Source organism: Nocardia sp. NPDC058519, from assembly GCF_042719755.1.
In the GTDB taxonomy this organism is placed as follows: Bacteria; Actinomycetota; Actinomycetes; order Mycobacteriales; family Mycobacteriaceae; genus Nocardia.
The window spans coordinates 44,992-69,717 of sequence record NZ_JBHXNK010000004.1; the positions used below are offsets into that span (position 1 = coordinate 44,992).

General features: G+C 67.7%; 21 protein-coding genes and 1 pseudogene. 13 read left to right on the top strand and 9 right to left on the bottom strand.

Translation table 11 applies throughout. The annotated features are described in order from the left end of the window. Window positions 1-94: 94 nt before the first annotated feature. The 3 genes from ACFWPK_RS06350 to ACFWPK_RS06360 all read left to right on the top strand — a co-directional run bounded on the left by ACFWPK_RS06350 (window position 95) and on the right by ACFWPK_RS06360 (window position 3,134). Window positions 95-1,297 carry a glycoside hydrolase family 76 protein gene (locus tag ACFWPK_RS06350; protein ID WP_378913520.1) on the top strand — a complete coding sequence of 401 codons (1,203 nt, stop codon included), beginning with the start codon at window positions 95-97 and terminating at the stop codon, window positions 1,295-1,297. 143 nt (window positions 1,298-1,440) lie between these two features. Next, complete coding sequence (locus ACFWPK_RS06355; RefSeq protein WP_378913521.1) at window positions 1,441-2,649, top strand: hypothetical protein; 1,209 nt, start codon at window positions 1,441-1,443, stop codon at window positions 2,647-2,649. Then, window positions 2,646-3,134, top strand: coding sequence for a hypothetical protein (locus ACFWPK_RS06360; protein WP_378913522.1), 489 nt, complete (start codon window positions 2,646-2,648; stop codon window positions 3,132-3,134). Before ACFWPK_RS06355 ends, ACFWPK_RS06360 begins: the two co-directional genes overlap by 4 nt. Before the next feature lie 6 nt (window positions 3,135-3,140). On the opposite strand, the gene ACFWPK_RS06365 is transcribed toward ACFWPK_RS06360, so the two are convergent. Beyond that, window positions 3,141-3,614: a hypothetical protein gene (locus ACFWPK_RS06365; RefSeq protein WP_378913523.1), complete on the bottom strand. Its 474-nt coding sequence runs from the start codon at window positions 3,612-3,614 to the stop codon at window positions 3,141-3,143. A gap of 370 nt (window positions 3,615-3,984) precedes the next feature. Here ACFWPK_RS06365 and ACFWPK_RS06370 point away from each other — a divergent pair, with 370 nt between their 5' ends. Continuing rightward, window positions 3,985-5,961, top strand: a complete 1,977-nt coding sequence (locus tag ACFWPK_RS06370) for a trypsin-like serine peptidase (RefSeq protein WP_378913524.1) — start codon at window positions 3,985-3,987, stop codon at window positions 5,959-5,961. A gap of 101 nt (window positions 5,962-6,062) precedes the next feature. After that, window positions 6,063-6,575, top strand: a complete 513-nt coding sequence (locus ACFWPK_RS06375; RefSeq protein ID WP_378913525.1) for a hypothetical protein — start codon at window positions 6,063-6,065, stop codon at window positions 6,573-6,575. Window positions 6,576-6,723: 148 nt separating this feature from the next. On the opposite strand, the gene ACFWPK_RS06380 is transcribed toward ACFWPK_RS06375, so the two are convergent. Then, window positions 6,724-7,473: a hypothetical protein gene (locus ACFWPK_RS06380; protein ID WP_378913526.1), complete on the bottom strand. Its 750-nt coding sequence runs from the start codon at window positions 7,471-7,473 to the stop codon at window positions 6,724-6,726. Between the two features lie 57 nt (window positions 7,474-7,530). Between ACFWPK_RS06380 and ACFWPK_RS06385 the strand changes: the two genes are divergently transcribed. From ACFWPK_RS06385 to ACFWPK_RS06400, 4 genes are all read left to right on the top strand, one after another. After that, window positions 7,531-7,674, top strand: a complete 144-nt coding sequence (locus tag ACFWPK_RS06385; RefSeq protein ID WP_378913527.1) for a hypothetical protein — start codon at window positions 7,531-7,533, stop codon at window positions 7,672-7,674. A 93-nt stretch (window positions 7,675-7,767) separates the two neighbouring features. Further along, a complete protein-coding gene (locus ACFWPK_RS06390) occupies window positions 7,768-9,555 on the top strand; it encodes a peroxidase family protein (protein WP_378913528.1) in 1,788 nt (595 codons plus the stop codon). Further along, window positions 9,552-10,646 (top strand): catalase family protein, encoded by a 1,095-nt coding sequence (locus ACFWPK_RS06395; RefSeq protein WP_378913529.1) that lies wholly within the window; start codon window positions 9,552-9,554, stop codon window positions 10,644-10,646. Before ACFWPK_RS06390 ends, ACFWPK_RS06395 begins: the two co-directional genes overlap by 4 nt. A gap of 119 nt (window positions 10,647-10,765) precedes the next feature. After that, entirely contained in the window at window positions 10,766-13,348 is a 2,583-nt protein-coding gene (locus tag ACFWPK_RS06400) for a LuxR C-terminal-related transcriptional regulator (protein ID WP_378913530.1), read from the top strand. A 79-nt stretch (window positions 13,349-13,427) separates the two neighbouring features. On the opposite strand, the gene ACFWPK_RS06405 is transcribed toward ACFWPK_RS06400, so the two are convergent. The 6 genes from ACFWPK_RS06405 to ACFWPK_RS06430 all read right to left on the bottom strand — a co-directional run bounded on the left by ACFWPK_RS06405 (window position 13,428) and on the right by ACFWPK_RS06430 (window position 19,683). Then, window positions 13,428-13,715 carry a hypothetical protein gene (locus tag ACFWPK_RS06405; protein WP_378913531.1) on the bottom strand — a complete coding sequence of 96 codons (288 nt, stop codon included), beginning with the start codon at window positions 13,713-13,715 and terminating at the stop codon, window positions 13,428-13,430. A 186-nt stretch (window positions 13,716-13,901) separates the two neighbouring features. Then, window positions 13,902-14,699: a SigB/SigF/SigG family RNA polymerase sigma factor gene (locus tag ACFWPK_RS06410; RefSeq protein ID WP_378913532.1), complete on the bottom strand. Its 798-nt coding sequence runs from the start codon at window positions 14,697-14,699 to the stop codon at window positions 13,902-13,904. Window positions 14,700-14,745: 46 nt separating this feature from the next. Further along, the gene (locus tag ACFWPK_RS06415; protein WP_378913533.1) at window positions 14,746-14,946 is read right to left on the bottom strand and encodes a hypothetical protein; all 201 of its coding nucleotides are present in this window, start codon (window positions 14,944-14,946) and stop codon (window positions 14,746-14,748) included. Between the two features lie 111 nt (window positions 14,947-15,057). After that, window positions 15,058-17,526 carry an aminopeptidase N gene (pepN, locus tag ACFWPK_RS06420; RefSeq protein ID WP_378913534.1) on the bottom strand — a complete coding sequence of 823 codons (2,469 nt, stop codon included), beginning with the start codon at window positions 17,524-17,526 and terminating at the stop codon, window positions 15,058-15,060. A 39-nt stretch (window positions 17,527-17,565) separates the two neighbouring features. Next, complete coding sequence (gene glmS, locus ACFWPK_RS06425; RefSeq protein WP_378913535.1) at window positions 17,566-19,398, bottom strand: glutamine--fructose-6-phosphate transaminase (isomerizing); 1,833 nt, start codon at window positions 19,396-19,398, stop codon at window positions 17,566-17,568. 15 nt (window positions 19,399-19,413) lie between these two features. After that, entirely contained in the window at window positions 19,414-19,683 is a 270-nt protein-coding gene (locus tag ACFWPK_RS06430; RefSeq protein WP_378913536.1) for a hypothetical protein, read from the bottom strand. Between the two features lie 244 nt (window positions 19,684-19,927). Here ACFWPK_RS06430 and ACFWPK_RS06435 point away from each other — a divergent pair, with 244 nt between their 5' ends. Next, window positions 19,928-21,433 carry a hypothetical protein gene (locus ACFWPK_RS06435; protein WP_378913537.1) on the top strand — a complete coding sequence of 502 codons (1,506 nt, stop codon included), beginning with the start codon at window positions 19,928-19,930 and terminating at the stop codon, window positions 21,431-21,433. A 13-nt stretch (window positions 21,434-21,446) separates the two neighbouring features. Here ACFWPK_RS06435 and ACFWPK_RS06440 read toward each other — a convergent pair whose 3' ends face one another. Beyond that, window positions 21,447-21,971, bottom strand: coding sequence for a TerD family protein (locus tag ACFWPK_RS06440; RefSeq protein ID WP_378913538.1), 525 nt, complete (start codon window positions 21,969-21,971; stop codon window positions 21,447-21,449). 200 nt (window positions 21,972-22,171) lie between these two features. Here ACFWPK_RS06440 and ACFWPK_RS06445 point away from each other — a divergent pair, with 200 nt between their 5' ends. The 3 genes and pseudogenes from ACFWPK_RS06445 to ACFWPK_RS06455 all read left to right on the top strand — a co-directional run bounded on the left by ACFWPK_RS06445 (window position 22,172) and on the right by ACFWPK_RS06455 (window position 24,665). Next, on the top strand, window positions 22,172-22,930 hold the full coding sequence (locus ACFWPK_RS06445; RefSeq protein WP_378913539.1) for a spermidine synthase: 759 nt from the start codon (window positions 22,172-22,174) through the stop codon (window positions 22,928-22,930). Between the two features lie 202 nt (window positions 22,931-23,132). Beyond that, a complete protein-coding gene (locus ACFWPK_RS06450) occupies window positions 23,133-23,627 on the top strand; it encodes a hypothetical protein (RefSeq protein ID WP_378913540.1) in 495 nt (164 codons plus the stop codon). A 112-nt stretch (window positions 23,628-23,739) separates the two neighbouring features. After that, window positions 23,740-24,665: pseudogene (locus tag ACFWPK_RS06455) on the top strand (TauD/TfdA dioxygenase family protein). Window positions 24,666-24,726 lie beyond the last annotated feature (61 nt).

The following is a 24,726-nucleotide window of genomic DNA, read 5'->3' on the forward strand; positions in this document are numbered from 1 at the left end:
GGCCCACCGGAGCAGTTCAAGCTTTGGCAATCCCGATAGGGGACCCTGGAGATTCGGCGCCACCGCCGTTGTCCAGGAGGAGGAGCCCGAGCGGATGGATCGCCGGAACCAAGCGTTCAGTCGGCGCCGCGTGCTGTGCGCGGCGGGGGCGGCGATCGCGCTGACCGCGGTGGGGCAGCCGACGCAGGTGGGGACGATCATCAGGGGCCGTTCTGCCGACCTCGGTGCGCGGGAGCGGGCCGAGCTGGCTGAACAGGCGATCGTGGAGCGGCATGTGCGCTCGCTCTGGGGGCTGCCACAGCGTCGGTTGGGCGCGCTCGTGTGGCCGGCGGATCTGGCCGAACGGGCGTTCGGGCGATGGTGCTATTGGTGGCAAGCGCACTTGCTCGACTGTGCGGTGGATGCCGCGCACCGCGCACCCACCCCCGAACGCATCGACCGGGTCGTCGCACTCGCGCTGGGTATCCGGACCCGCAACGTCACCGGTTGGACCAATCGGTACTACGACGACATGGCATGGATGGCGCTGGCGCTCGAACGTGCCGAGCGGCTGCTCGATATCCGGTTCGATGACGCGGTGGGGGATTTGCGGGCCGCCTTGCTCGATGGCTGGAATCCGGATGTGGGTGCGGTGCCGTGGCGGTCCGGCGACGGCTACTACAACACGCCGGCGATCGGTCCGACCGGTATCGCGATGGCTCGCCTCGGCGAGCTGTCCCGTGCCGTCGAACTCGCCGATTTCCTCGACACTCGATTGCGCGACTCCGACAGTGGCCTGATCCACGATGGTGTTCACGAGCCCGGCGGGCGAGTGGATCGAACCGTCCACACCTACTGTCAGGGCGTGACGATCGGGCTGGAAGCCGAATTAGCGCTGCGCACAGGCGAATCCGCCCATCGCTACCGCGCGGCGACACTCGTGGCCGCAGTCGGGAACCGGCTCACCGACGGGGGAGTGATCGCCGCGGCCGCCGGAAACGACTCGGGGCTCTTCATGGGAATCCTCGCGCGGTATCTGGCCGAAGCGGCACTGTCGCTGGGCAACACGACCGCGGCGGATATCGTGCACGCCTCGGCGCGGGCGGCATGGGCCAACCGCGCCGAGGTGGACGGCCTACCGCTGTTCGGCGCGGACTGGAACCGCCCGGTCGCGGTGCCGGAACATCCTGGAACCTTCCTCCAGCTCGCGGACGCGACCGCTGCCTCGTCGGCGAACCTGAGCCGCGATCTCTCGGTGCAGCTGAGCGGATGGATGCTGCTCGAAGCCGACTACCGGCTCACCGCCGCGGGCCGCTGAGCTCACCGCACGGTTCATCAGTCGCACAAGGCATCTCGACGGTGATCGGCGCTGCCGAACCGCGCGCCGGGGGCAAGCATCACACCCGCTGCGCGAACTCGGATACATTCGAGGGCATTCACCCGGCGAGAAGGGGCCTCGACATGTGGATGATGCCGCCGAACGACCTCGACTGCTTCTCCGAGGCGATGTTGTTGGCATGTGCGCTGATCGGTGCTGATCCGATCTATATCGACAGCAATCTGCAACTGCTGGAACAGTATTCGCGCTCGGCCCCGGCTGATCTTGCCGCTGTCTCGGAGGATCGCGAACGTGGCATCGAGAGCCTCTCCACGCATCTGCGGCACATCGACCGTGACGGGCAGGTGCGTGAGGGCTGGGCGCAGGTGCGTGCCGACCTGTCCGGGCGTCTACACGACACGCCGCCACCGGAAGCTGGGGCCTGGCGCACACTCGACGTGGACCTGACCCGAACGCCCGCGCGCGACCGGCTCGCCGCGCTGGCGCCTCGTGCCTGCCGGGTCGCCGATGAGCGCCTCGGGCAGTTACAGGCGTTCATCGGCAACGCCGTCACGATCACGGCACCCGGCGCGCGGCCGCCACTGCGAGGCGGGCTGCTCACCCTCATCCGGGAATTGCGCCTGGGCGAGCTCGTCCGTCCGGGAATGGATCCACTCGAGGTCGTCGCCGCGCAGGAGCAACGACTGGCCGGGGCGGTCTGGGAGCAGCGCGAACTCGGCTTGGTCGACGGTGCCACCGCCGCCGACGCACTGATCGCGATCATGCTCGCGGGCACCATCGCGCACACCGCGGACCCGGTGACCGGCATCGGCCTGTGGGCGCGCCAGCTCGCCTACGCGGACGCCTATATCACCGCAGGCCAGCCGATCGCACCACTGATCGAACGGGCGATCCGCGACGGCCATCAGGGGATCGTGGAGCAACTGGCCGAGGGATTCCTGGACTGCGGGGAGCAAATGCGTGACACCGCGATGAACCAGCCGACCTACGACCGGGGTGGCTTCGCCAAAGCCCTCTACGACACCTACCCCTACCTACATGCCGCGCGTACAGTCGCCGCGACACTGGCTTCGATCACCGCAGACGAGGCGCATACGCGCATCCACCAGGTCGCCGACGAGTGGGCCGTTCGCGTCGTCGACGGACTGTTCCATCAGTGGCTCGACCTCGGCAACGAAGGTTTCGATCAGGAACGCCGCATCATCGCCGCGGCCATCGCCGATGGCGACCAGCGTCGCGTCCGGCGTATTCTGCTCGACGGCGAGACAGCGCTGCTCCGACCCAAATCCGCACGGGCCCAACTGCTTCCGGCTACGAAAGGCGACACATGAGTGACCTCGAGGCCTCGGCCGCGGCGATCGCGGACGAACTGGCGGCGGATCTGCCCCGCCTGCAACCTTCGGGCGAGGTGCGCTTCGACCCCGCCACGCTCGGTGTCGTGGTCGGCCTGTGGCTGCTCAAGAATGTGGCGGACGGTATCGCGGAGGCGATCAAGGAACAGTCCCAAGTCGCCACTCAGACCCTCGCCCAGCGCATCGGTGCCGCCATCCGCCGCCGTGTCCGCCGTGACCTGCCCGAGGCCATGAATTCCGGCACCGACGACACCGCGCTGGACAACGCCGTCGCCGCGACCGAATCCGCCTGGACCGCGGCCCGTTCCGCCCGAACCCCCGAGATTCCCACCGCCGACCTCGTCGAGGAGGCAACGCTCAACGTCACCGCCGCCCTGATCGAAGCGGGCCTGCCGCCGCTGCCCGCCGACCGCGTGGCCGCCGCACTGCGCGCCGAGATCCGCAGGCTCCTCGACGAGAGGTAGAGCACGTCAGGGCATTTCGATCGTTTCAGCCCTGGCGATCTCGTTGATGGCGCGTTGAATGGACTGCTGCGTCGGTGTCCGGGTGAGCTCGGCGAGGTACTCGATCAGCAGTACCGCCGCGGGTTGGGGGTTTGTCCCGATGCGGTCCGGTACCGCCGACTCGTCGATCCCGAGCGCCCCGGTGAGCGCACTGATGACCGCGGCGGCATCGAGTCGGGGCAGCCAGGTGGCCGATCGCCGCACCACTGATTCCAGCACGGCACGCACAGCGTCGCCGGTGAGGCCGTCCGGATGCGCGGTCTCGAGGAGTTCTCGGACGATGGCCGACAGCACCGCGGTGACCTGATCGGCCGGGAGTTCGGACAGCTCAGCGGTGGTCGCGCTGAACCCGGATGCGTCGGCCGCCTTCGCCGCGGTGACGGCGGCCTCGACAGCGGTCGCGATCGCACGGGCGGACGAGGGCCAGTCGGACGGCCACATGGGTAGTTCTCCTCGCGGGTCGGCGCACGTGCCTCGCATCCCTGTGTATGCGGGCTGCGCTCAGCGTAGTCAGTGGTGACGCATGTGCCGCGCAGGCGTCATAAGTTACTGAGTATTCCGATCCTGATGCTGCCAGATGTGCCACCTGCGTTCCGAGCGGTCGGGGTCAGCAAACGCTCGATGAGGAGTGAGGTCATGGGTGGATTCGGCAGACGTACCGCGTTGAAGGCAGGCGGGATCCTGGGGCCCTCGGCCCGTGACGTCGCGCAGGTGCCCGCAGGTAGAAGTCGAGTGGTCCACTACTCGTGACCGGCACCGCGCCCGCGCCCCACGCTGAGTACCCCAGCACATTCTCCGGGCGAGGTGACCCATGGATACCGACAGTGAAGCACGCACCGCCGCGTGGCACGAGCAGATGGACGCCGCATCGCAGCGATTCGATGACACCGAGGCGGAACGCGACGAGGTTGCCCGCCGCCGTGAGGTGAGCGAGTCCGATGTCGTTGACACCGAGGAGCAGATCCTCGCCCGTGCCGACCGCCTGCTCGTCACCGGCGAAGTCCCCGCGCAGGCGGTGATCGAACTGGGCAGGCAGGACCCGGTCGACAGCATTCGCTCGCTCGAGCGGGTGATCGGCTTCGCCAACGAGTTGCAGGCCGCCAACTTCCTGACCCGCGGTGCGAGAGCCGCCGCCGCGGTGGCCCGAATCTCGTTGGCCGACAACGGACGTGAGGTGCCGATGGGCACCGGGTCGATGGTGTCACCGCAACTGCTGCTCACCAACAATCATGTGCTGCCGACGCCCGGGGCGGCCGAATCGGTGGTGATCGAGTTCCGCGCGGAGGCCGGTATCGACAACGTCCCTGGTCCAACGGTGCGCTTCCGGCTCGCGCCCGCCGATTTCTTCGTCACCGACAAACACCTCGACTACACCGTGGTCCGGGTGGCGCCGGGACCGGACGGTGTGGCACCCGGTACCGCGTTCGGCTGGAACCCGTTGATCGCCAAGCCGGGCAAGATCGTGATCGGCGAGGCGATGAACGTCGTCGGGCATCCCTCGGGGCGGCTCAAGGAGATCTCGATCCGGCACAACCGCCTGGACCTGCAACTCGACCATTTCCTGCACTACGCCTCCGATACCGAGCCGGGGAACTCGGGCTCGCCGGTCTTCAACGACCAGTGGGAGATCGTCGCGCTGCACCACGCCGGAGTCCCGAAGAAGGACGACAAAGGCCGGGTGCTGCGCAAGGACGGCAAATTGTGGCAGTCCGGCGACGGCGATGACGCGATCGACTGGATCGCCAACGAGGGCGCGCGGGTGAGCGTGCTGCTGCACGATCTGGGAAAGCGACAGTTCGATCCGGCACAGCGCGCACTACTCGACGAAATGGGGCTCGCGGCGATCGCGCCGCGCGAGCCAGCCACGACAACGCCGGTGCCGCACCGGGTCTCGGCCGCCGAAAGCCTGGTGCGCGGCATGCGTGGCAGGCCGAGCGCGTTCGGTGGCCGCCGCAGCGTGCTGTTCCTGCACGGGCGCGGACAACAGGGTCGCGACCCGGTCGAGCTGCGCCGCAACTGGACAGCCGGCTTGAACAAGGGACTCACCCTCGCCGGCCTGAGCCCCATCGACCCCGCCGATGTGCACTTCCCCTTCTACGGTGACCAGCTCATCGCGAGCATGGACACCCGCGAGGCCGTCGACACCGGTCCCGCACTGTACGAAAGCCTGGTCGCCGAGGCAGCTCGCCGTGCCGGGATGCCGACCGCCGAGGAACTGCCCGCCGACCCGCAGGCGCGAGAACTGTTCGGCGGATTCGGTCCGGTGGTGCTGGGGCGACTGCACGACCAGCTCAGCTGGATCGCCGCTCGCAGCGGCCTCGACTCCGCGCTCATCGGCGCCATCTTCAAAGATGTCGCCGCGTACCTCGACAACGAGCGGGTCCGCAAGAGTGTGCTGGACACGGTGCTCGTCGATGCGCCCGCCGCCGGCGAACTGATCCTGGTCAGCCATAGTCTCGGCACCGTGGTCGCGATGGATCTGCTCACCCAGCTGCCCCGCGAAGTGAACGTGAGCCTGCTGGTGACGGCGGGTAGCCCACTCGGAATGGACGGCGTGTATCGCAAGTTGCTGAGCGGCGGCGCGAATCGGCCGGAGCGGGTCGGCGAATGGCTCAACACCTGGTATGCCGGTGATCCGATCGCCATCGGCTGCCCGCTGCGCCAGGCCTGGGGGTCCCAGCTGCTCGAGCTCCCGGTCGAGAACCCCAAGGAACGGGCGCACGATATCGCCGAATACCTCGCCCATGCCGTTGTGGCCGCCACCATCGGGCACAAGCTGTCCGCCTGAGCGACAACACATTCACGCCGTCGCCGCGATCGACCTACCCGCGACGGCGGTGAGTCCGGCCGGGTCGGTGGCGGCGCGTTCGGCCACGTCGAGGATCGCTGATGATCGGCACCGCACCTGTGCGTATTGGGGTAGTGGATTACGCATTCGGGCCCACGTGCCGGCGCGCGACTATAGCTGCACACATTGTTTCGCCGAGAAAGGGCAGCGAAATGTTGGCGACGGATACGGAGGACGCGGTCGTGGCAGCGAGCGCGGATACCGAAGAAGAAGACGTGTTCGAGTCGGCGAAGATCGGCAACGGTGCCGAAGAAGCAGGAATGCGGGTGATCGGCCGGATGAATATCACGTCGATCTTCTGGGCACAGAAGATTTTGCGCACCCACGGAACGGGTGCCTGGGTATTCGGCTTCCCGAGTGCCGACGTGCGGGCCGACAGTCAGGTCTCGGTCAGCTTGACCGAGATCGACACCGACAACACCCCGTTCCTCGGGCCGGCCACCACCCAGGTCCTGAACGTGGTTCCGCATGCCGACGGCACCATGACGGTGCGATATCACGTCGGCTGGAGCAGCAATATCAGGGTGCTGTTCAACTTCATCATCGCCAATTGAGCCATCGCGATGGCAGTGTCACGCGCTACCTCGGATGCCCGCATCGACAGCGTGGTCGATTCGGGCTACCGGGCCCATGACAGTCGCAGGGCAGGTCCGCGTCGCCGACGAAGTCGACCAGGACCGGCCACCGACCCTCTGCCAGGAGTTACCCGAGCCTGCGTGCCGCCGCCAGTGCGGTGAGCACCTGCTCGGTCTTGGTGTCGCCCGTCGCGATCGTCAGGCCCAGCGTGCCCAAGGCGGCTTCGAGCGCGCGCTGGGCATCGAGCGCGCGTAGATGCAGATCGACGGGCGAATCACCCTGTCGGGGTACGACTTTGAGCGTCAGTTCGACGAGATCGAGACCGGCGGCGGTCCACCGTTCGACGTCGGCGGCCAGATTCCCCACCGATACCCCCGTCCACCGTGCCGAAGCGACCGGGCCCATCGCGCGCAGGTTGTCGACCGCTACGCCGGGGGGTGTGCAGCTCACCAGGAACTGCCGCTGGGCCGAGTTCAGGGTGTCGGTGACATCTACACCCTGGGTCACGGCGTCGCGCAGGGAACCGGGGGACCGCAGGCTGATCACCGAGGCCGACAGCATCCGCCGCTCGCCCGACCAATCGCTTTCGATGCGGTACCGGACTCCGGGCTCGGTGAAGGGCGCCGCCCAGCGGCCCGTCAGCTGGGAGCGCACGCACGGTCGCAGTTTCACGGTGAGGTCGTCTTCGTCGCCGCTGCGCAACCGGATGACGATGCGGCTCGACAGCAGGGTGGGCGCGCCGGTGGAACCGGGGCGCAGCGGCTCGGCGAACCAGATGTCGCGGTAGACCGCGGCGGTGTCGGCACATCGGAGCCGGTGCAGTGCGCCCGCGACATCCCCGTCGAGGTTCACTTTGATCTCGATCGGCGTGATCACCCGGGCCCCCTTTCTGTCGCTGTGACGGGTACCGCCCGCGGTGTGCGGGCGCCCTGGATGTCAGATTCGCCCATCGACCGGCCGTGGCGCGCGCGTAGTGCGCTACCCGATCAGGTCGGGCGTCCGGGTCGCGGGACGACCATCGACGACGGCAGCCACGGGTTCGGCGATGCGGTGCGGCTCGTCCGGCTTCGCGCGTAGTCGACTACTCGTGACAGGCCTGACCAGGTGTCGCCAGACTTGATCGATCAGTCCGGTAGGCGCCGAACCGGCGCCGTCCCGTGGAGGTTCTCGATGGTCGACGCACAGCAACAGACGCTGGTCACTCGCGCACTCGTCGCCGCGGCCGAGGCGCTCGACCGGCGTGTCGGATGGTTCCGGTTGCCGACGCCGCTGGGGTTGGCCGTGCTGGTCGGCCTGCGCAGCAGGCTACGGTCGCGCAACCTCTTCGATACCGGCCCGCACCCTGCCGGGCCACTACCCCCGGACGCCACCGGCGAATATCGGAACGCGCGCACCGTCGACGGCACCTACAACACCCCCGACGACCCGCGCGCGGGGTCGATCGGCTGCCGGTTCGGCCGCAATTTCCCGCTGGATGGCACCTATCCCGAGGATCCGGCGCGGATCATGGAACCCAACCCGCGCACGGTCAGCAGGCAACTGCTCACACGCGACCGATTCCAGCCTGCGACCACCCTGAATCTGCTGGCGGCGGCCTGGATCCAGTTCGAGGTACACGACTGGTTCGTCCACGACCCCGCCGAGCACGAACCCTTCACCGTCACCCTGGACGACGACGATCAGTGGCCGTACCCCGAGATGACGATCCCACGAACGGTGACCGCGGCTGCCCCCGGTCCGACCGACCCTCCGACCTTCCTCACCGGCGAGACACACTGGTGGGACGCCTCCCAGATCTACGGCAGCACCGCCGAATTCGCCGCATCTTTGCGCTCGGGAAAACACGGCCAGCTGGTGATCGACGAACTGGGACTCCCGCCGCTGGACGCCGAACGGCTGGTGGCGCTCTCGCCCGCGGCGACCAGTGCCTGGGTCGGCCTCGCGCTGTTGCACTCGCTGTTCCTGCGCGAACACAACGCGATCTGCGCCCGCCTGATCCGGCGCTACCCCGACATGGACGACCAGCAGCTCTACGACACCGCGCGACTGGTCAATTCCGCGCTGATCGCGAAGATCCACACCGTCGACTGGACACCGGCCATAATCGCCCATCCCACCACGGTCGCCGCCATGCGCGCCAACTGGTTCGGCGTGCTGGGGGAGCGGGTATCGCGTCGCTTGGGCGATCTCATCGGCAACGAAGTGCTGTGTGGCATACCGGGTTCCGCATGTGAGGACAACGGAGTGCCGTACTCGCTCACCGAGGAGTTCGTCGCGGTGTACCGCATGCATCCACTCATCCCCGACGAGCTCCTCGTCCGCAGGATCGCCGATGACACCGTGCTGGCCGAGCATCCCCTCCCCGAACTCGGCGTCGCCCACATCCGCGAACGTCTCGCCGAGACTTCGATGGACACCCTGTTCTACTCCTTCGGCCGAGCCAATCCCGGTGCGTTGACCCTGCACAACTACCCCGCGCACCTGCAAAAGCTCGAACGCCCCGGCCAGCCGCTGCTCGACCTCGCGACCGTGGACATCCTGCGGGTCCGTGAGCGAGGTGTGCCGCGCTACAACGAGTTCCGGCGCCAACTTCGGCTGCCACCGGTCACCTCGTTCGACGAACTCACCGACGATCCGCGGTGGGCGCGCGAACTCGAACAGATCTACGGCGACGTGGACGACGTCGACCTCATGATCGGCCTCTACGCCGAACCGAAGCCGCCCGGTTTCGGCTTCAGCGACACCGCGTTTCGCGTGTTCGTGCTGATGGCGTCGCGGCGGTTGTCGGCCGACCGGTTCTTCACCACCGACTTCCGGGCCGAGGTCTACACCGAGGCGGGCATGGCCTGGGTGCGCGACAACACCATGCGCAGCGTGCTGCTGCGCCATTTCCCCACTCTGGCGCCCGCACTCGACGGCGTCGGAAATCCGTTCGCACCGTGGCGGAGTCCGCGATGAGCTACCTGCGCTACCGCGACGACCTCGAACAACCGCGCCCCGATGAAGAGCAGATCATCGACAAGATCATCGCGGTGCTGCGCGACAACAACGAACGTGCCTACCGCAAGTACAAGCGCGGCATGCGCGACGCGCACGCCAAGAGCCACGGCATCCTGCGCGGCGAACTGACAGTGCCCGCGGGCCTGCCGCCCGAACTGGCGCAGGGCATGTTCGCCACCCCGGCCACCTATCCGGTGATCGCGAGGCTGTCGAGCACCTCCGGGGTGATCCGCAGCGATCAACTGCGCGGCGTCCGTGGACTCGGGATCAAGGTGCTCGGTGTGCACGGGCCGCGCGCGATGCCAGAGGACGAGGCGAGCACGCAGGACTTCGTCATGGTCACCCACCGCGAGTTCCTCTTCGCCGACGCGCACGCCTACCTCACCAAGGGCATGCCGACCGCCTGGGTGCTGGCCCGGCTGCCCGATGCCGCCCTGCGTGCGGGCAGCGACCTCGTCGCGGCGCTGAACACCCACGTCCTGCGCAGGATCGGGCGCAGCGTGCCACCGAATCTCGGTGTCTTCGTCGCACCCAACACCCACATCCTCGGCGAGACCTTCTTCACCTCGGCGCCCCTTCGGCACGGGGACTACGTGGCCAAGCTGCTCTACGCGCCGGTGTCGCCGGAAGTCGTTGCGCTGCAAGGGCAACCGGTCGACCCGGACGCGGGCGTCAATGTGCACCAGGAGCTGATCGTCGACTTCTTCGCCGGGCACAGCGCCACCTACGAACTGCGCGCGCAACTGTGCACCGATTCCGCCACCATGCCGATCGAGGACGCGACCGTGGCCTGGCCCGAGGCCGAGTCACCGCACCGCACCGTGGCGACGATCCGCTTCGACGTGCAGGATCCGTACACCCCGCAGCGACGTGCCTACGGCGACGATGTGCTCTCGTTCAACTCCTGGCGTGGCCTGGACGCGCACCGGCCGCTCGGATCGATCAACCGGCTCAAGAAGCGGGTGTACGAGGCATCGAGCAACTTCCGCCACGACGTCAACAACGCGCCGCGCGTCGAGCCGCGTGACGTCACCGAGCTCCCGCCGTGACCACCACGCCACTCGCACGTCCGTCGCGCGCGCTCGCCGCGCCGGTCCGCCCGCGCGCTACCCGTGTCGCGGGGCCGATTCGTTGTGACGGCGCCGGACGAGAACTACACTTTTCATGCATGGGCGGAATCTGGCAGCAGCTCGATCGCCCCACCGAATACGAAGCCGTCCGTAGCGCTTTGACGAACCCCGACACCGGCGGCGTGATCTTGGTCGGCGCCGCGGGCGTCGGCAAGACCACGCTGGCCCGCCTGGTCACCGCGGTGCTGTCCGAGCCGGTCCGCTGGGTGGCCTGTACCGCGTCGTCGCAAGCCATTCCATTCGGCGCGTTCGCGCCCTGGATCGCCGCATCGGCGTCGCGTGACCCGCTCACACTGCTGCATTCCGCAAGGGAAAACCTGCTCGCCCAGCCCGACACGGTGATCGGCGTCGATGACGCGCATCTGCTCGACACACTTTCCGCGACACTGGTGCACCAGATCGCCGTCGACCACCGGGCCCGCATCATCGCCACCGTCCGTACCGGGGAACCGCTGCCCGACGCGGTCACCTCACTGTGGAAGGACGGCTACCTCGAGCGGATCGAGCTGGCGCCGTTCACCAAAACCCAGTGCACCGAAATCGTCGAGACCGTGCTCGGCGGGACCTTGGAGGGGCTCAGCGCCGACGTGATGTGGGAATCCTCGGGTGGCAACCCGCTGTTCCTGCGCAACATGGTCGAGGGCGGTGTCGAGGCGAGCACCCTGACCGACGTCAACGGCGTCTGGCAGTTGCGCGGGCCCACCGCGGTGCCCTCGGGGCTGGTCGAGCTGCTCGACGAGCGGTTGAGCAGGGCAGGTGCGCCCGTGCTCGACGTGCTGGAGACGCTGGCCGTGCACGAGCCGCTCGATATCGACATCCTCAGCGAGCTCGTCGGTCCCGACGCCGTGGACGCCGCCGAAGCCACCGGACTGATCCGGGTCACGAGCCACAACGGCGTCGTCGACGTCCGGTTCAGTCATCCCCTGCTCGGTGAGGTGGTGCGCTGCAGGGTCGGCACCGCCGCTGCCCGCACCAGGCGCGGACGTCTCGTCGAGACGCTGCAGGATCGTGACCTGAGCACACCGGCACACCGGATCCGGCTGGCTCGGCTGTGTGTCGACAGTGACCGGCCGATCGACATTGTCTTGCTGATCGACGCCGCCAAGGACGCGGTGTTCCTGGCCAATCTGCCGCTGGGCGAACGGCTCGCGCGCGCCGCGTGGGAGCGGGGCGGTGGGCTGCGCGCGGCCGAACTGGTCTCCCGTGCGCTGCTGTGGCAGGGCAGGCCCCAGCACGCCGACGAGATCCTGGCCCGGTTCGATCCCGACCGCCTCGATCCGCTGCAACTGGTCCAGTGGGGTGTGGTGCGAGCCAGCTTGCGGTTCTGGTCGCTGGGCGATGTCGAACATGCCCGTGACTTGGTCGAGGTGCTGCGCGCCCGCGTCGAGCATCCGGCACTTCGCCTCACGGTCGAGGCGGCGGCGGCGGCGATGGCGGTGCACGAAAACCACCTCGCCGCGGGCATCGAAGCGGCCGAGCAGGTGATCGCCGACCCGAACTCGCCCCGCCAGGCCATCGATTTCGCCGCATTCGCCCTCGGCTTGGCGCTGCCGGTGGCCGGGCGCGGCGCCGATTTCGCGCCGATCGCGGCCCGGAGCCGAGCGCAGCAGAAGTCCACCGACGGGCTTATCCGGGTGATGGTCCGTTACGGCGACGTCCTCGCCCTGACCACCATCGGCGACCTCGACCTCGCCGAGCGTCGCGCCACCGAATACCGCGAGTTCTCCTCGGCGGGCCAGTTCGTCGGCTGGGCGATCGCGCGAATCGCCGACGGGGTGGTCGCCACCTATCGCGGTCGGTTCCGCGAAGCGATCGCCGCCTTCGAGCAGGCGCTGGCCGCGCTCAACGCCGAATCCTCGCTGCCGTGGAAATTGCCTGCGCGGCTGCTGCTGGCCCGCGCCTACGCGGCGCTGGGCGAGGTCGAACAAGCCGAACGGGTCCTCGGTGACGCCGACGAACACAGCGGCCCGCACATGGCCCTGCACGAACCGCAGCGGATGATCGCGCGTGCCTGGGTGGCCGCTGCCGAACACAGCGCTCACGCGGCGGTGGACCAGGCTCGCAAGGCCGCCGACCTGGCCCACAGTGCCGGTCAATACGCCATGGAAGCCGAAGCGCTGCATCACGCCACCCGATTCGGCGACCGCACCCTCGCCGCCCGGCTCACCACCCTCGCCGACCGCGTACAGGGGCCGGTGGCTGCGATCTATGCCCGCCACGCCGCGGCGCTCGCCGCTGCCGACCCCTGCGCGCTCGCGGCGGTGAGCCGCGAGTTCGAGTCCGCGGGCCTGCTGCTGTCCGCCGCCGACGCCGCGGCGCAGGCGGTGCCGATCTACGACCACGCCGGGCAGCGCAGGCCCAGCGCCCAGGCAGCCGCCCGCACGATGGCCCTGGCCGCCCGCTGCGACGGCGCGGGCACCCCCGCCATCACCGCCGCCGCCCGCCCCCTGCCGATCACCGAACGCGAACGTGAGATCGCTGCCCTGATCGGCCGTGGCCTGTCCAACCGGGCGATCGCCGAACGACTCTGCGTCTCGGTGCGCACCGTCGAAGGCCACATCTACCGAGCCTGCATCAAACTCGACGCCACCGACCGCGACCAACTCGCCGAACTCATCTGAATCGCCGCGGCAATCGGCTCGCGCTGGCAGCGATCGCGTCCACCGAACTAGGGGAGACCCGCGCGCGGGTGCGTAGGGATCATGGGCTCGGCTCCGGCAGCGTGCATTCGGAGACCCTCGGGTTCAATCCCAGGTAGTTGAGTGGGCCCGCGAGCACCGTGAGACCGATCGTGCCCAAGTCGCCGCAGTTGTTCGGCGTATTCGTGAAATAGTCTCGCTGCATCGCCGCGGCCAGTCCGGCTCCGAACCAGACCAGCATCAGCATCGACAGCAGGAACCTGGCGGCCTGGTGGGCCGGCCGCCCGCGGATTTCCCGTACTTCGCGAATTTCTCGATCACGTCGATTCCGTCCACCGCGCATCGTCATCGCATCCTTCCCACCGGCGAGTATCACACTGATACACCATGTGAACAGCGACAACCCTGCTGACGCCGTCACGACACGCGCGAAGTACTGCCATCAACAGTGCAGCCCGGCAACCGCACAGTCAATGGGCGGGGTCGGCCGAATTCCTCGCCGACGAAGCCGTCACGGTGGCTCGGGAAGGGTCGTTCAGGATGCGGGCACCGGTTGCTCGTCGACGGTCTGGGCACGCAAACTGCCCAGCAACCTGGTGAGCTTGCGGGAGACGCTCATCTGGGAGACACCGAGGCGTTCGGCGATCTCGCCCTGCGAGAGAGTGTCGTAGAAGCGCCAGATCAGCAACTGCCGGTCTTCCGGTGGCAGTTGCGCCAGCAGTGGCGCGACGGTGATCGTGTCTTCGGTGAGACGGTAGCTCGGGTCCTCGGCGCCGAAGGTCTCGGCGACGGTCATGCCGGGGTCGCCGTCGTTGTCGCGGGTGGGAGTGTCGAGGCTTCGCGTCTGGAATGCGTTGGCCGCCACCAGGGTGCGGGCGATGTCGGTGACCGGCACATCGAGCTCGGCGGCGAGCTCGATGGCGGTGGGGGAGCGCTGGAGTCGACGGCTCAACTCTTCGGTCGCCATCCGCACCTTTCCCTGGAGTTCCTTCTCGCGACGCGGCACGTGCAACGGCCAGATGTGGTCGCGGAAATGGCGGCGCACCTCACCCATGATGGTGGGCACCGCGAACCCGAGAAAGGGTGAACCGGTGGTCACGTCGTAGCGGTCGACCGCCATGACCATGCCGAGTCGTGCGGTCTGGAGCAGGTCGTCGAAGGCCTCGCCACGGCCGGCGTACTTGCGAGCGATGTGGTCGGCGAGTGGGAGGCAGATCTCGATGATCCGGTCCCGCAACGCGGCGTGTTCGGGGCCGCGGGGGTCGGTCAGCATCAAGTGCGCGAACAAGGGTTCGGCGTGTTCGTAGGTCCTGTTGTCGGTGGTCTTGGACATGAGGATCAGCTCCTGGCCTTCGAATGCGCTCCGGTTCGGCGGAGATCTAGAGTCTGTGCAGGCCGAGCATTCTGAAGGTCATGATCATGCCCGCGCCCAGGCTGACGGCACCGAAGATCGCGGCGGGCATCGACCCGGTGAGTGCTGCCAGGCCGAAGAGGAAGAACACGCAGGTGGCCAACATGATGGTGGTGCTGGTCAGATCCATGCTCGGCGTACTCGTTGTCCGATTACGTGAGGTGGTCATGAATCAAGGGTTCACCAACGCGGAGGTTATTAAACCGTTATTGGTTGACAGGGGTTGACAGAGCGACCGTTTCGGATTTGGATGTTTAACCCCACTGCGAAATGGGAAACATCAATTCGCCCCACGCACGCGCAAATCCCGGGCGAGGTGGTCGCGCTGTTCGATGATCAAGCGCCGCAGCGCGTGCGGTGCGTCCGCGTTCGCCGCGAGCCACCGGTCCACCTCGTCGAGCGAATCGGCGGCAGGGAAGAGCCCGATGACGATGCGACGGGCGATCTCGATGCTCCGCTGATCCCAGACCGCGCGCAGCGCCGCGAAGTACTCGGTGTCGTAGCGCGCGATCAGGTCGCGGCGCCGACCGGCGCGGAATCCGTCGATGGTGGCATCGAGGTGGTCATTGGTCAGGGTGGTGTCACCGAGCGCCGAATCCCACGCCGAGGCTTTGACTTCCGCTTCCGGGCGTGCCGCGAGCGCGCGCCGGTGAGCGGTTCGCCCCGACGCGGTGTCGTCTCGTGCCAGTTCGGCGTCCAGTTCGCCGAGCTGCGCCGCGCCGGTGGCGGCCAGCGCTGTCCACAGCGCCCAGCGCAGATCGGGATCGAGGGCCAGTCCTTCCGGTGCCCGGCCGAGGAGGATCTCCGCGATGTCGGTGGCACGGCGACCGTCGACGGTAGCGGCGGTCGCCGTCGCCCGCGCCCAAGCCAGCTGCGCGCCGGAACCCGGCGCCGACGAATGCAATGTGGCCCAGCATGATTCGAGCCACTCGCCGCGCCACCGATCCCGCGCCGGGTCCGGCAGATAATGCCCGATGGTGAACGACGCGTTCGACAGGACCGCGGTGAGCAGCGCCATGTTGGTTTCGGTCGGTGCGAAATCGCGAGCCATGGACAGGTAGCGTTCGGCGCCGAGTACCCCGTCGCGGGTGGCGTTCCACAGCGCCGACCAGATCAGTCCGCAGGCCAGCGGGTCGGTCACCCGATCCAGCGAACTCTCCACGGTGGCAATCGAATCCGTATCGAGGCGAACCTTGGCGTAGGTGAGATCGCCGTCGTTGAGCAGACGCAGCGCAGCCGGTGCGAGGGGGACCGGTGTGCGTTCGTCGACGATGTCGAGTTCCACGCGTTCGCGGATCACCAAGTCGCCCACGGCGTCGAAGTCGTAGAGCCCGACAGCCAGGCGGTGCGGGCGCGGATCGGTTTGCACGATCTCACCGTTTTCGATGGTCAGCGTGGACACCCCGGAGGTCTGCAACCAAGCTCGCGCCCAGCCCGCCAGGTCGCGGCCCGAATCCGCCGACAATTCTGTCAGCAGGTCGTCGAGGGTCGTATTACCGAAGGCGTGCTTCCGGAAATACCGGCGCACACCCGAGAAGAATTCCTCCCGGCCGACATAGGCGACCAACTGCTTGAGCACGCTGGCGCCCTTGGCGTAGGTGATGCCGTCGAAATTGAGCTTGGCGGCCTCGAGGTCGGTGATGTCGGCGACGATCGGATGCGTGGTCGGCAGTTGATCCTGCAAGTACGCCCAGGCCTTGCGGCGGTTCGCGAACGCCACCCAGGCGTCGGTCCATTCGGTGGCCTCGGAACTCGCCAGCGCACCCATATAGTCGGCGAAGGATTCCTTGAGCCACAGGTCGTCCCACCACACCATCGTGACCAGATCGCCGAACCACATGTGCGCCATCTCGTGCAGGATCGTGTTCGCCCGGCCCTCGTACTGCGCGGCGGTGGCCGCACCACGGAACACATAGGCCTCGGTGAACGTGACCAGCCCGGGATTCTCCATCGCGCCCAGGTTGTACTCGGGAACGAACACCTGGTCGTACTTGCCCCAGGGGTACGGGTAGTCGAAGTGTTCGGCGAAGAAGTCCAGACCCTGCGACGTCACCTCGAAGATCGTGTCCGCGTCCAGGTAGCGGGCCAGCGAGGCGCGGCAATAGATTCCGAGCGGAATCGTGAGTTCGCCTCGCGTCCAGGAGGATTCGACGCGATGGTACGGGCCTGCCGCCACCGCGGTGATATACGTCGAGATCGGCAGCGTGGGGGAGAATTCGACGTTCTGAATCACGCCGTTGTCCTGGATCGCCGCGAAAGGCCGGTTCGACATCACTTGCCAACCGGCCGGGGCCGTCACCGCGAACGTGAACGGCGCCTTCATATCCGGCTGTTCGAAGCACGCGAAAACCCTCCGCGCGTCCGCGGGCTCGTACTGGGTGTAGACGTAGGTCTGGCCGTCGACCGGATCGAGGAACCGGTGCAGCCCCTCGCCCGAACGGCTGTACGCACCGGTGCCACGGACGACGACGACATTCGTCTCGGTCAAGCCGCCGACAGTGAGTCTGGCCCCGTCGTACTCGACCGCCACGTCCGCACCGTTCACCGTCACCGACTCCACTGACAGCCCGATGAAGTCGAGCCACGTCTGCTCGACCGTGGCATCGAACGTGACGGTCGTCGTCGTGGCGAAACCGGCGCGGGTCCGGTCCGGGGCCGCTGACAGATCGAGTTCGACGCGGTAGTCGCCGACGGTGACCGCCGCTGATCGCGCGGCGGTCTCGGAGCGGGTCAGGTTCGCGGTGTTCACACCTAGATCCTGCCAGCCGAACCGTCGGCCACGGGAGCTCTATTCCACGGTGACGCTCTTCGCGAGGTTGCGTGGCTTGTCGACATCGCGGCCGAGGGCGATGGCTGTGTGATAGGCCAGCAGCTGCAGCGGGATCGTCAGCAGCATGGGGTCCAGTTCCGGTGCGACCCTGGGGACCCGGATCACTTCGTCGGCGGTATTCGGCGGCAGGTCGGCGTTCGTGACGGCGATGACCGGCCCACCACGCGCCTTGATCTGTTCGATGGTGCTGAGGTTCTTGGCCAGCAGTTCGTCGTCGGGGACTAGCACCACGCTCGGCATCTCCTGGTCGATCAGGGCGAGCGGACCATGTTTGAGTTCGGAGGCCTGGTAGGCCTCGGCGTGCACGTAGGAGACCTCCTTGAGTTTCTGCGCGCCTTCGCGGGCGACCGGCCACGCCCGCACCCGGCCGATGAAGAACATGCTGCGGGCCTTGGCGTATCGGTGCGCGATCTCGGCGATGGCGTCTTCGTCGGTGAGGACCTGGTCGATGGCGTCGGGCAGCGCGCGCAGCCCGTCGACGATCCGGTGGCCGTCGGCCGCCGAGAGATCGCGTACCCGGCCGAGCAACAGCGCCAGCATCGTGAACGACACGGTCATGTTGGTCAATGCCTTGGTCGAGGCGACCGAAATCTCCGGGCCCGCGTGCAGGAACACCCCGGCCCCGCACTGGCGGGCGATCGCGCTGCCCACCGCGTTGACGGCGCCGATGACCCGGCCGCCCTTGCGCTGCAGCTCCTGCACCGCGGCGAGGGTATCGAGGGTTTCGCCGGACTGGCTGATCGCGACATACAGCGCGTCGGGGTCGACGACCGGATTGCGGTAGCGGAATTCCGACGCGGGCTCCGCGGTGGCCGGGATCCGGGCCAGCTCCTCGATCAGCTGGGCGCCGAGCTGGCCTGCGTAGTAGGCCGAGCCGCAACCGAGGAAGACCACCTTGCTGATGCTGCGCAGTTCGCGGGCATCCATGTTCAGCCCGCCGAGGTGGGCGGTGGCGAAGCGGTCGTCGAGGCGCCCACGCAGCGCTCTGCGTACCGCCTCGCCCTGCTCGGCGATCTCCTTGCGCATGAAGTCCGGGAATCCGCCGAGTGCGTAGTCCTCGGCCACCATGTCGATGGTGGTCGGGGTCTTGTCGGTTTGCTCGGACTCGACTCCCAGTGTGCTGGTGCGGAATTCGCCGTCGCGGACCGTCGCGAGCTCGCCGTCGTCGAGGAACACCACGCGCTGGGTGTGGTGGACGAGGGCGGCCACATCGGAGGCCACGAACATCTCGCCGTCGCCGACGCCGAGCACGATGGGGCTGCCGTTGCGGGCGACCACCAGTTCGGTCGGGCGGCGCGCGTCGAGCACCAGCAGCCCATAGGTACCACGGACCCGGTGCAGTGCGACGCGAACGGCGTCCTCGAGGGATTCGGATTCCTCGAGTTCCCTGGCGACGAGGTGGGCGATCACTTCGGTATCGGTATCGGAGACCAGATCGATGCCGAGTGCGGTGAGCTCGGCCCTGAGCTGTTCGGCGTTCTCGACGATTCCGTTGTGCACCACGGCAATGCGCCCGCTGACATCGGTATGCGGGTGCGCGTTGGCATCGCTGGGCTCGCCGTGGGTGGCCCAGCGGGTGTGCGCGATGCCGACGGTGCCGCGCAGGGGAGTGGTGTCGGCCTTGTCGCGCAGGTCCTGCACCCGGCCCCGGGTCTTGCAGACGCGCGCCTTCCCTCGATGGGGCAGCGCCAAGCCGGCCGAGTCGTAGCCGCGGTACTCGAGCCGATGCAGGCCCTCCAGCAGCACGGGAACAGCTTGCCGGTGACCGATGTATCCGACGATTCCACACATGGCGTGATGAACCCCTTACCCGTAGACGATGCGACGTAGTTGCCGTTCGGTGAAGGACGGGGCCGCGACCGGACGCTCGGCGAGTTCGGCTTCGAGTCGTCGCCAGATCTCGGCGTTGCGCATCTCCCGAGACTGCAACTCGGCGTGCCTGCGCCGGACGAACTGCTCGGCTGTCTCGTCGAAGTAGCCGACGACATCGGCGACGACCCGGGCGGCCACCCGTTCGGGTAGGCCGGTGGAGGCCACTACGTAGCGGACCAGCTCGGTGGGTACCCCGTCATTCACTCGCACGATCTTGCCCCGCCGGACCCGGTTCGCCAACATCCCTGCCCGAATTCGGGCAAATAGTGTCTCGACAGGGTCTCGGCGGTGGTGTGTGGTGCGCGCGGCAGGCCCGGCCGATCCGCGCGGAGCTCATGCCGTTATCGCCTTGTGAGGTGTGAGCCGCGACTTGCGAACAATTTGCTGGAAGGCTGTCAAGGGGCACGGCAGGCTGCGCATCCGAGTGGAGGTTGTGGTGAGGCGACGAATGGGCGACGCATTCAGTGATCGGCTTTATTTCGCGGGCCCCGCGTCGGCCTCCGAGGCGGCCGGGGGTAGGCCCGAATATGTCGTCGACGCGGCAATAGTGACGATTGCCGAAGAGATCGTGCGGACGGGTTTCGATGCCGAAGATACCGTGCATCAGCGGCTGCGGAGATTCTGTGCGCACGCCAAAGCTGAAGGCGCCATGGTGAATTGCCTCCTCGGTGCGGCGACCGCCGTGGAAGACGGCGGGGTGGTGCCCTTTGTCGGCCGGGTCGTCGGCAGGCTCGGGCACGCGGAGTTGTTGTTCGATCTCGCCCTCGGTGAATCGGGCTTCGACCCGTTCGACGGTAATCCCGTGCTGAATTCGGTCGGGCCAGGCACGATGACGGAGCTGGATTTCGAATTCGTCATCGCTCAGGTGAGTGAGCTGGTGGATAGCTTGCTGCTGCCGAATTATCTGGCGTTGCTGGAATGGCGTGACCTCACCGGCGAGGCGCCGCGATCTCGCAGGCCGGAGCAGTCGGCCGCGCTGCTGTACGAGCTGAACGAACGGCTCGCGCCGGTCCTGGGCGAGATGCCGCTGGCCTGGCTACTTCTGCACTACGCGGAGTTCGGCGTCGCGCCGCTGGCGGACTCGATCCATCGCGCGCTGCTGCGCACCAACGCCGCCGACGCCGTGTCCGCCGCGCGGACGGCGGCGGCGGCGCTCGCCGCGATGTCGTTCGTCTCCTCGTCGGCCCGGCTGGGTGAGCTGCCGGTGGTGTCGCGCCGGCCACGCCATCAGCCGACGCTGGTCACCGGCAATCACGTCATGGCCGATCTCGTCTGCGCGCTGTCGCGGTGCGATACGGCGAACGGCTGGCAGGCCGACGCGAAACTGCTCCGAACCGCCGACGCGCAGACGGTCGGCTGGCTACTGGTCGAGGATCGCCGTCTTCGCCGCGAATCCCGCAGCAGCCGAAGCGATCTCATGGCATCGGCGATCGGGCTGGAGATCATGCTCGGTGTCGATCACACGTCGGGTTCGGCCCCGGCGGCGGTGCAGGCACCGACGGCGAGCGCGATCACTGCCGACCTGCTGCACGTCCTGCGCCTGCCGTGGGATCAGATCCCGGAATCTGCCCACTACACCCCGCGACACCTCGACGGTGCCCTGCGTTTGGCCTGTTGCGCGGTGGAGGCCATGGCGCCTGGCACCGAGGCTATGTCGGATATCCTGCGCCGCGCGGCCGACCGAGCGATCCCCGCGCTGAGCGCCCGACCGGAACCACCGGTCTATCTCCAGGGCGCACTGGCACTTCTCGAGGCCTGGCATCGCGGCGGAGCGCCCCGGACCCGACCCTTGCTCGAGGCCACCGAGCCCATCGCGCCCGTAGTCTTCACCACGCTCTTGCTGATCGGCGCGGCACTACTCGAAATGCTGGCCGAGGAGTTCGACGCGGACGTGACGCACGTGCTCGACGCGCTCGAGACGCGACTACGAGCACGCGACCGCTTGTCGGATTGACGACGGACAGACCTCAGTGTAGGTAGCCCGTGAGTTGAGGGACCGCGTCGACGACATGCTGGGCATTGATCGACCGGCCGATCACCGTGAAGGCCCAATCCTGGTGGGGGCGGCGCAGTGTGGCGACGACGATACCGGTGTGGGCGCCGATGCTGTCGAGGTCGAGGCGGACCAATTCGATGCCGGTGACATTGTCGACGACACGGCAGAAGCCGTTGGCGATCTGGTCGAATCGCTGGCCGGTGTAGCAGGTCACGAGGAACACGATCGTGGTGATCGCGGGATCGAGAAGGGTCAGGTCGACCACGATGACTTCGTTGTCACCGTCGCCATCGCCGGTGACACTGTCGCCGAGGTGGCGCAACGCGCCGTCGCGCGAGGTCAATTGATCGTGGAAGGCGGCGTCGACGAAGTTCTGACCCGCGAACGACAGCGCCGCGACATTGAGATCGATGTCCCTGCGGGCGGAGCCGGTTCCGTCGGCGTGGGCGGGGTCCCAACCGAGGCCGATGCTGAGGTGGGTGATGGTGTGAGTCATGCGGTACTCCTGGCCGAACGAGTGGGTTTCCGTCACTGATCGCACCCCACTCGGCCGAGCTCGAGCCGGGCCGCCGACCAGGCTCCCCGGCTCGCCTACCCGTAAACATGCCGTAAAGACCACGCCCACCACAAATCTCAGGGCGCCGCCCGGCCCGTCGTCGGCCGGAATCCGGCTATCGCAGGACTACCGTGACGGCGATGAGCGCACGCTTCGAAGAACTCGGCTGGCGGCAGACTCCGATCGGGGAGATCAGTTTGCGTCGGCGGTTCGATCCGACGGTGCGTGCCGATGTCTACGAGGTGAAGCTCGGCGACGAGTACCTGATGTCGAGCTTGTTCACCGTCGCCGAACGTGAGCTGTCGCGGCTGGGGTTGGCACGGACTCCGGGCGACCGGCTCGATGTGCTCGTCGGCGGGCTCGGGTTGGGGTACACCGCGCGAGAAGCGTTGACGGACCCACGCATTCGTGAGCTCACCGTGATCGAGTACTCCGACGCGGTCATCGACTGGCATCGACGGGATCTGCTGCCAGACACCGCCGGGTTGGCTGCCGACCGCAGGGTCGAGCTCGTCTGCGCGGACTTCTTCGCCGCGGCGGCGGGGCCGGTGGGATTCGATCCGGCACACCCCGGCCGTACGTACGACGCGCTACTGCTCGATATCGACCACTCGCCACGCCACGTCCTGCACGGCCCGAATGCCGCGTTCTACACCGGCGAGGGCATACGCGCGGTCGCGAACCACCTGACCGACGGCGGCACCTTCGCCATGTGGTCCGACGACGCGCCCGATGACGAGTTCTGCGCGATTCTCGAATCCGTCTTCGTCGATGTCGAGGCACAGCCGATCGTGTTCGACAACCCGCTCACCCGCGGGCAATCCAGCGCGACGATCTACCTCGCTACTCGGCCCGACCGCACATCGGGCACAGGTCACGACCAGGCAGTATGTGACTAGGTACAAGAATGCGTCCAGGTGATTGCCATCGGTGTCGATGAGGTCGATCGTAGGTATCTGGGAGTAGTCGTCCCACACACCGAACCGCTGGCGTCGCCTCATGACCGGCCGGTTCGGGATCGAGCTTTTCGGATTCGACATCGGAGTCAGATGAACAGCTTGCTCGAAAACCATCGCGGATGGGTCGCCGATATCTTCGCGGATGGGTTGTACGGACGCAGCGACACCCCCCGAGCCGCGCGCGACGGTAGCGATCGACGCCCAACCGCTGTCCCCGGACGATCGGCACCCGCGCCGGCCGGAGGAGGTGATCGGGTGGCGGGCACTGTGCTCCTGCGAGAGCTGGCATGGGCGAACCTGGCTACGCGCCGACCGGTTCGACGACCATGCCCCGTCCGCGCGGGTCCTGCATTGCTCGACCGGCCGACTCGACGCGGACCTGTCCCGCTTGGTGCTCGCGGAATGGGACTACCACCAGCTCGAGATGCAGGCGCTGATCCCGGTGCGGCTGGCCTTCGAGGACACCGCGTCGGCACAGCAACGACTCGTCGAAGCCGTCCGGTTCGTGCGCGCGTCGGGAGCGTCGTGGGAAGCGGTCGCCCGGGTGATCAGCGCACCGTCGGCCGAAGCCGCCGAAAAACGATTCAGTAGTTGGTCCGCTCCTGGACACAACGGGGCGGAACTGCGCATTCCGTAAGTCCGTCTATGACGGCATCGATTCCGCTCACCCTGAATCCAATGCTGGTCGCGGCCCGTTCCTGGTGGTTTCGTGTGACCAGATCGTCCAGGTTCGAGCGAGAGGCCTTCGTATGTCCGTCGATGACGCAGCCGTCCCAGGTGTGCGGGTGGTGAAGCTCGGTGCCCACATCGGCGCGCGGATCGACGGTGTCCGGCTCGGCGGTGACCTGGACGCGCGGTCGGTGGCTGCCATCCGCGCCGCGCTCGACGAGCACAAGGTGATCTTCTTCCGGGGCCAGCACCACCTGACCGAGGACGGGCAGTACGAGTTCGCGCAGTTGCTCGGCGATCCGACCACCCCGCACCCGACCGTCACCTCGGCCGGTGCGAAGAGCCTGGCCATCGATTCGCACCAGACCCGCTCCAATGTCTGGCACACCGATGTCACCTTCGTCGATCGTGTCCCGCAGGCCTCCATCCTGCGCGCGGTCGCATTGCCCAGCTACGGCGGTTCGACTACATGGGCCTCCACCGTGGCCGCCTACAATGCGCGCCGGAGCCGCTCAAGCGCCTCGCCGAGAGCCTGCGCGCGCGGCATTCGAACCGCTACGACTATGCCGCGGAGATCGAGGACCGATCCGCCGACACCGACCGCGCCTACCGTCGCGAGTTCGAGTCCACCTATTTCGAGACCGAGCACCCCGTGGTGGAGGTCCATCCCGTGACGGGCGAACGAGCCCTGCTGCTGGGCTGCTTCGTCTCCGAGATCGTCGGGGTGTCGAGCAGTGAGTCGCGGGCGCTGTTCCGCCTGTTCCAGGACCGGGTCACTCGGCTCGAGCACACCACCCGCTGGGATTGGTCGCTGGGCGACGTCGCGATCTGGGACAACCGGGCCACCCAGCACTACGCCATCGACGACTACGACGGCAGCGAGCACCGCAGGCTCACCCGCATCACATTGGGCGGGCCGGTGCCCGTCGGTGTCGACGGCTCCGTGAGCACGGTCATCGCGGGCGATGCCGAGCCGTACGCTGCTCCGCTCGAGCGTGCGGCATAGCCATCGTCGACCGCCACGACGTCGCGCGCGTCCCCGGACGAACACCCGGTATCGACTATTC

What these genes read in the sequence shown, in the direction of transcription:
- ACFWPK_RS06360 (WP_378913522.1), top strand. Translation starts at nt 2,646, where the DNA reads ATGAGTGACCTCGAGGCCTCGGCCGCGGCGATCGCGGACGAACTGGCG.
- ACFWPK_RS06415 (WP_378913533.1), bottom strand. Translation starts at nt 14,946, where the DNA reads ATGACCACCTCACGTAATCGGACAACGAGTACGCCGAGCATGGATCTG.
- ACFWPK_RS06375 (WP_378913525.1), top strand. Translation starts at nt 6,063, where the DNA reads ATGATCGGCACCGCACCTGTGCGTATTGGGGTAGTGGATTACGCATTC.
- ACFWPK_RS06450 (WP_378913540.1), top strand. Translation starts at nt 23,133, where the DNA reads ATGGGTTGTACGGACGCAGCGACACCCCCCGAGCCGCGCGCGACGGTA.
- glmS (WP_378913535.1), bottom strand. Translation starts at nt 19,398, where the DNA reads ATGTGTGGAATCGTCGGATACATCGGTCACCGGCAAGCTGTTCCCGTG.
- ACFWPK_RS06440 (WP_378913538.1), bottom strand. Translation starts at nt 21,971, where the DNA reads ATGACTCACACCATCACCCACCTCAGCATCGGCCTCGGTTGGGACCCC.
- ACFWPK_RS06400 (WP_378913530.1), top strand. Translation starts at nt 10,766, where the DNA reads ATGGGCGGAATCTGGCAGCAGCTCGATCGCCCCACCGAATACGAAGCC.
- ACFWPK_RS06365 (WP_378913523.1), bottom strand. Translation starts at nt 3,614, where the DNA reads ATGTGGCCGTCCGACTGGCCCTCGTCCGCCCGTGCGATCGCGACCGCT.
- ACFWPK_RS06350 (WP_378913520.1), top strand. Translation starts at nt 95, where the DNA reads ATGGATCGCCGGAACCAAGCGTTCAGTCGGCGCCGCGTGCTGTGCGCG.
- ACFWPK_RS06435 (WP_378913537.1), top strand. Translation starts at nt 19,928, where the DNA reads ATGGGCGACGCATTCAGTGATCGGCTTTATTTCGCGGGCCCCGCGTCG.
- ACFWPK_RS06370 (WP_378913524.1), top strand. Translation starts at nt 3,985, where the DNA reads ATGGATACCGACAGTGAAGCACGCACCGCCGCGTGGCACGAGCAGATG.
- ACFWPK_RS06390 (WP_378913528.1), top strand. Translation starts at nt 7,768, where the DNA reads ATGGTCGACGCACAGCAACAGACGCTGGTCACTCGCGCACTCGTCGCC.
- ACFWPK_RS06355 (WP_378913521.1), top strand. Translation starts at nt 1,441, where the DNA reads ATGTGGATGATGCCGCCGAACGACCTCGACTGCTTCTCCGAGGCGATG.
- ACFWPK_RS06410 (WP_378913532.1), bottom strand. Translation starts at nt 14,699, where the DNA reads ATGTCCAAGACCACCGACAACAGGACCTACGAACACGCCGAACCCTTG.
- ACFWPK_RS06405 (WP_378913531.1), bottom strand. Translation starts at nt 13,715, where the DNA reads ATGACGATGCGCGGTGGACGGAATCGACGTGATCGAGAAATTCGCGAA.
- ACFWPK_RS06385 (WP_378913527.1), top strand. Translation starts at nt 7,531, where the DNA reads ATGTCAGATTCGCCCATCGACCGGCCGTGGCGCGCGCGTAGTGCGCTA.
- ACFWPK_RS06445 (WP_378913539.1), top strand. Translation starts at nt 22,172, where the DNA reads ATGAGCGCACGCTTCGAAGAACTCGGCTGGCGGCAGACTCCGATCGGG.
- ACFWPK_RS06395 (WP_378913529.1), top strand. Translation starts at nt 9,552, where the DNA reads ATGAGCTACCTGCGCTACCGCGACGACCTCGAACAACCGCGCCCCGAT.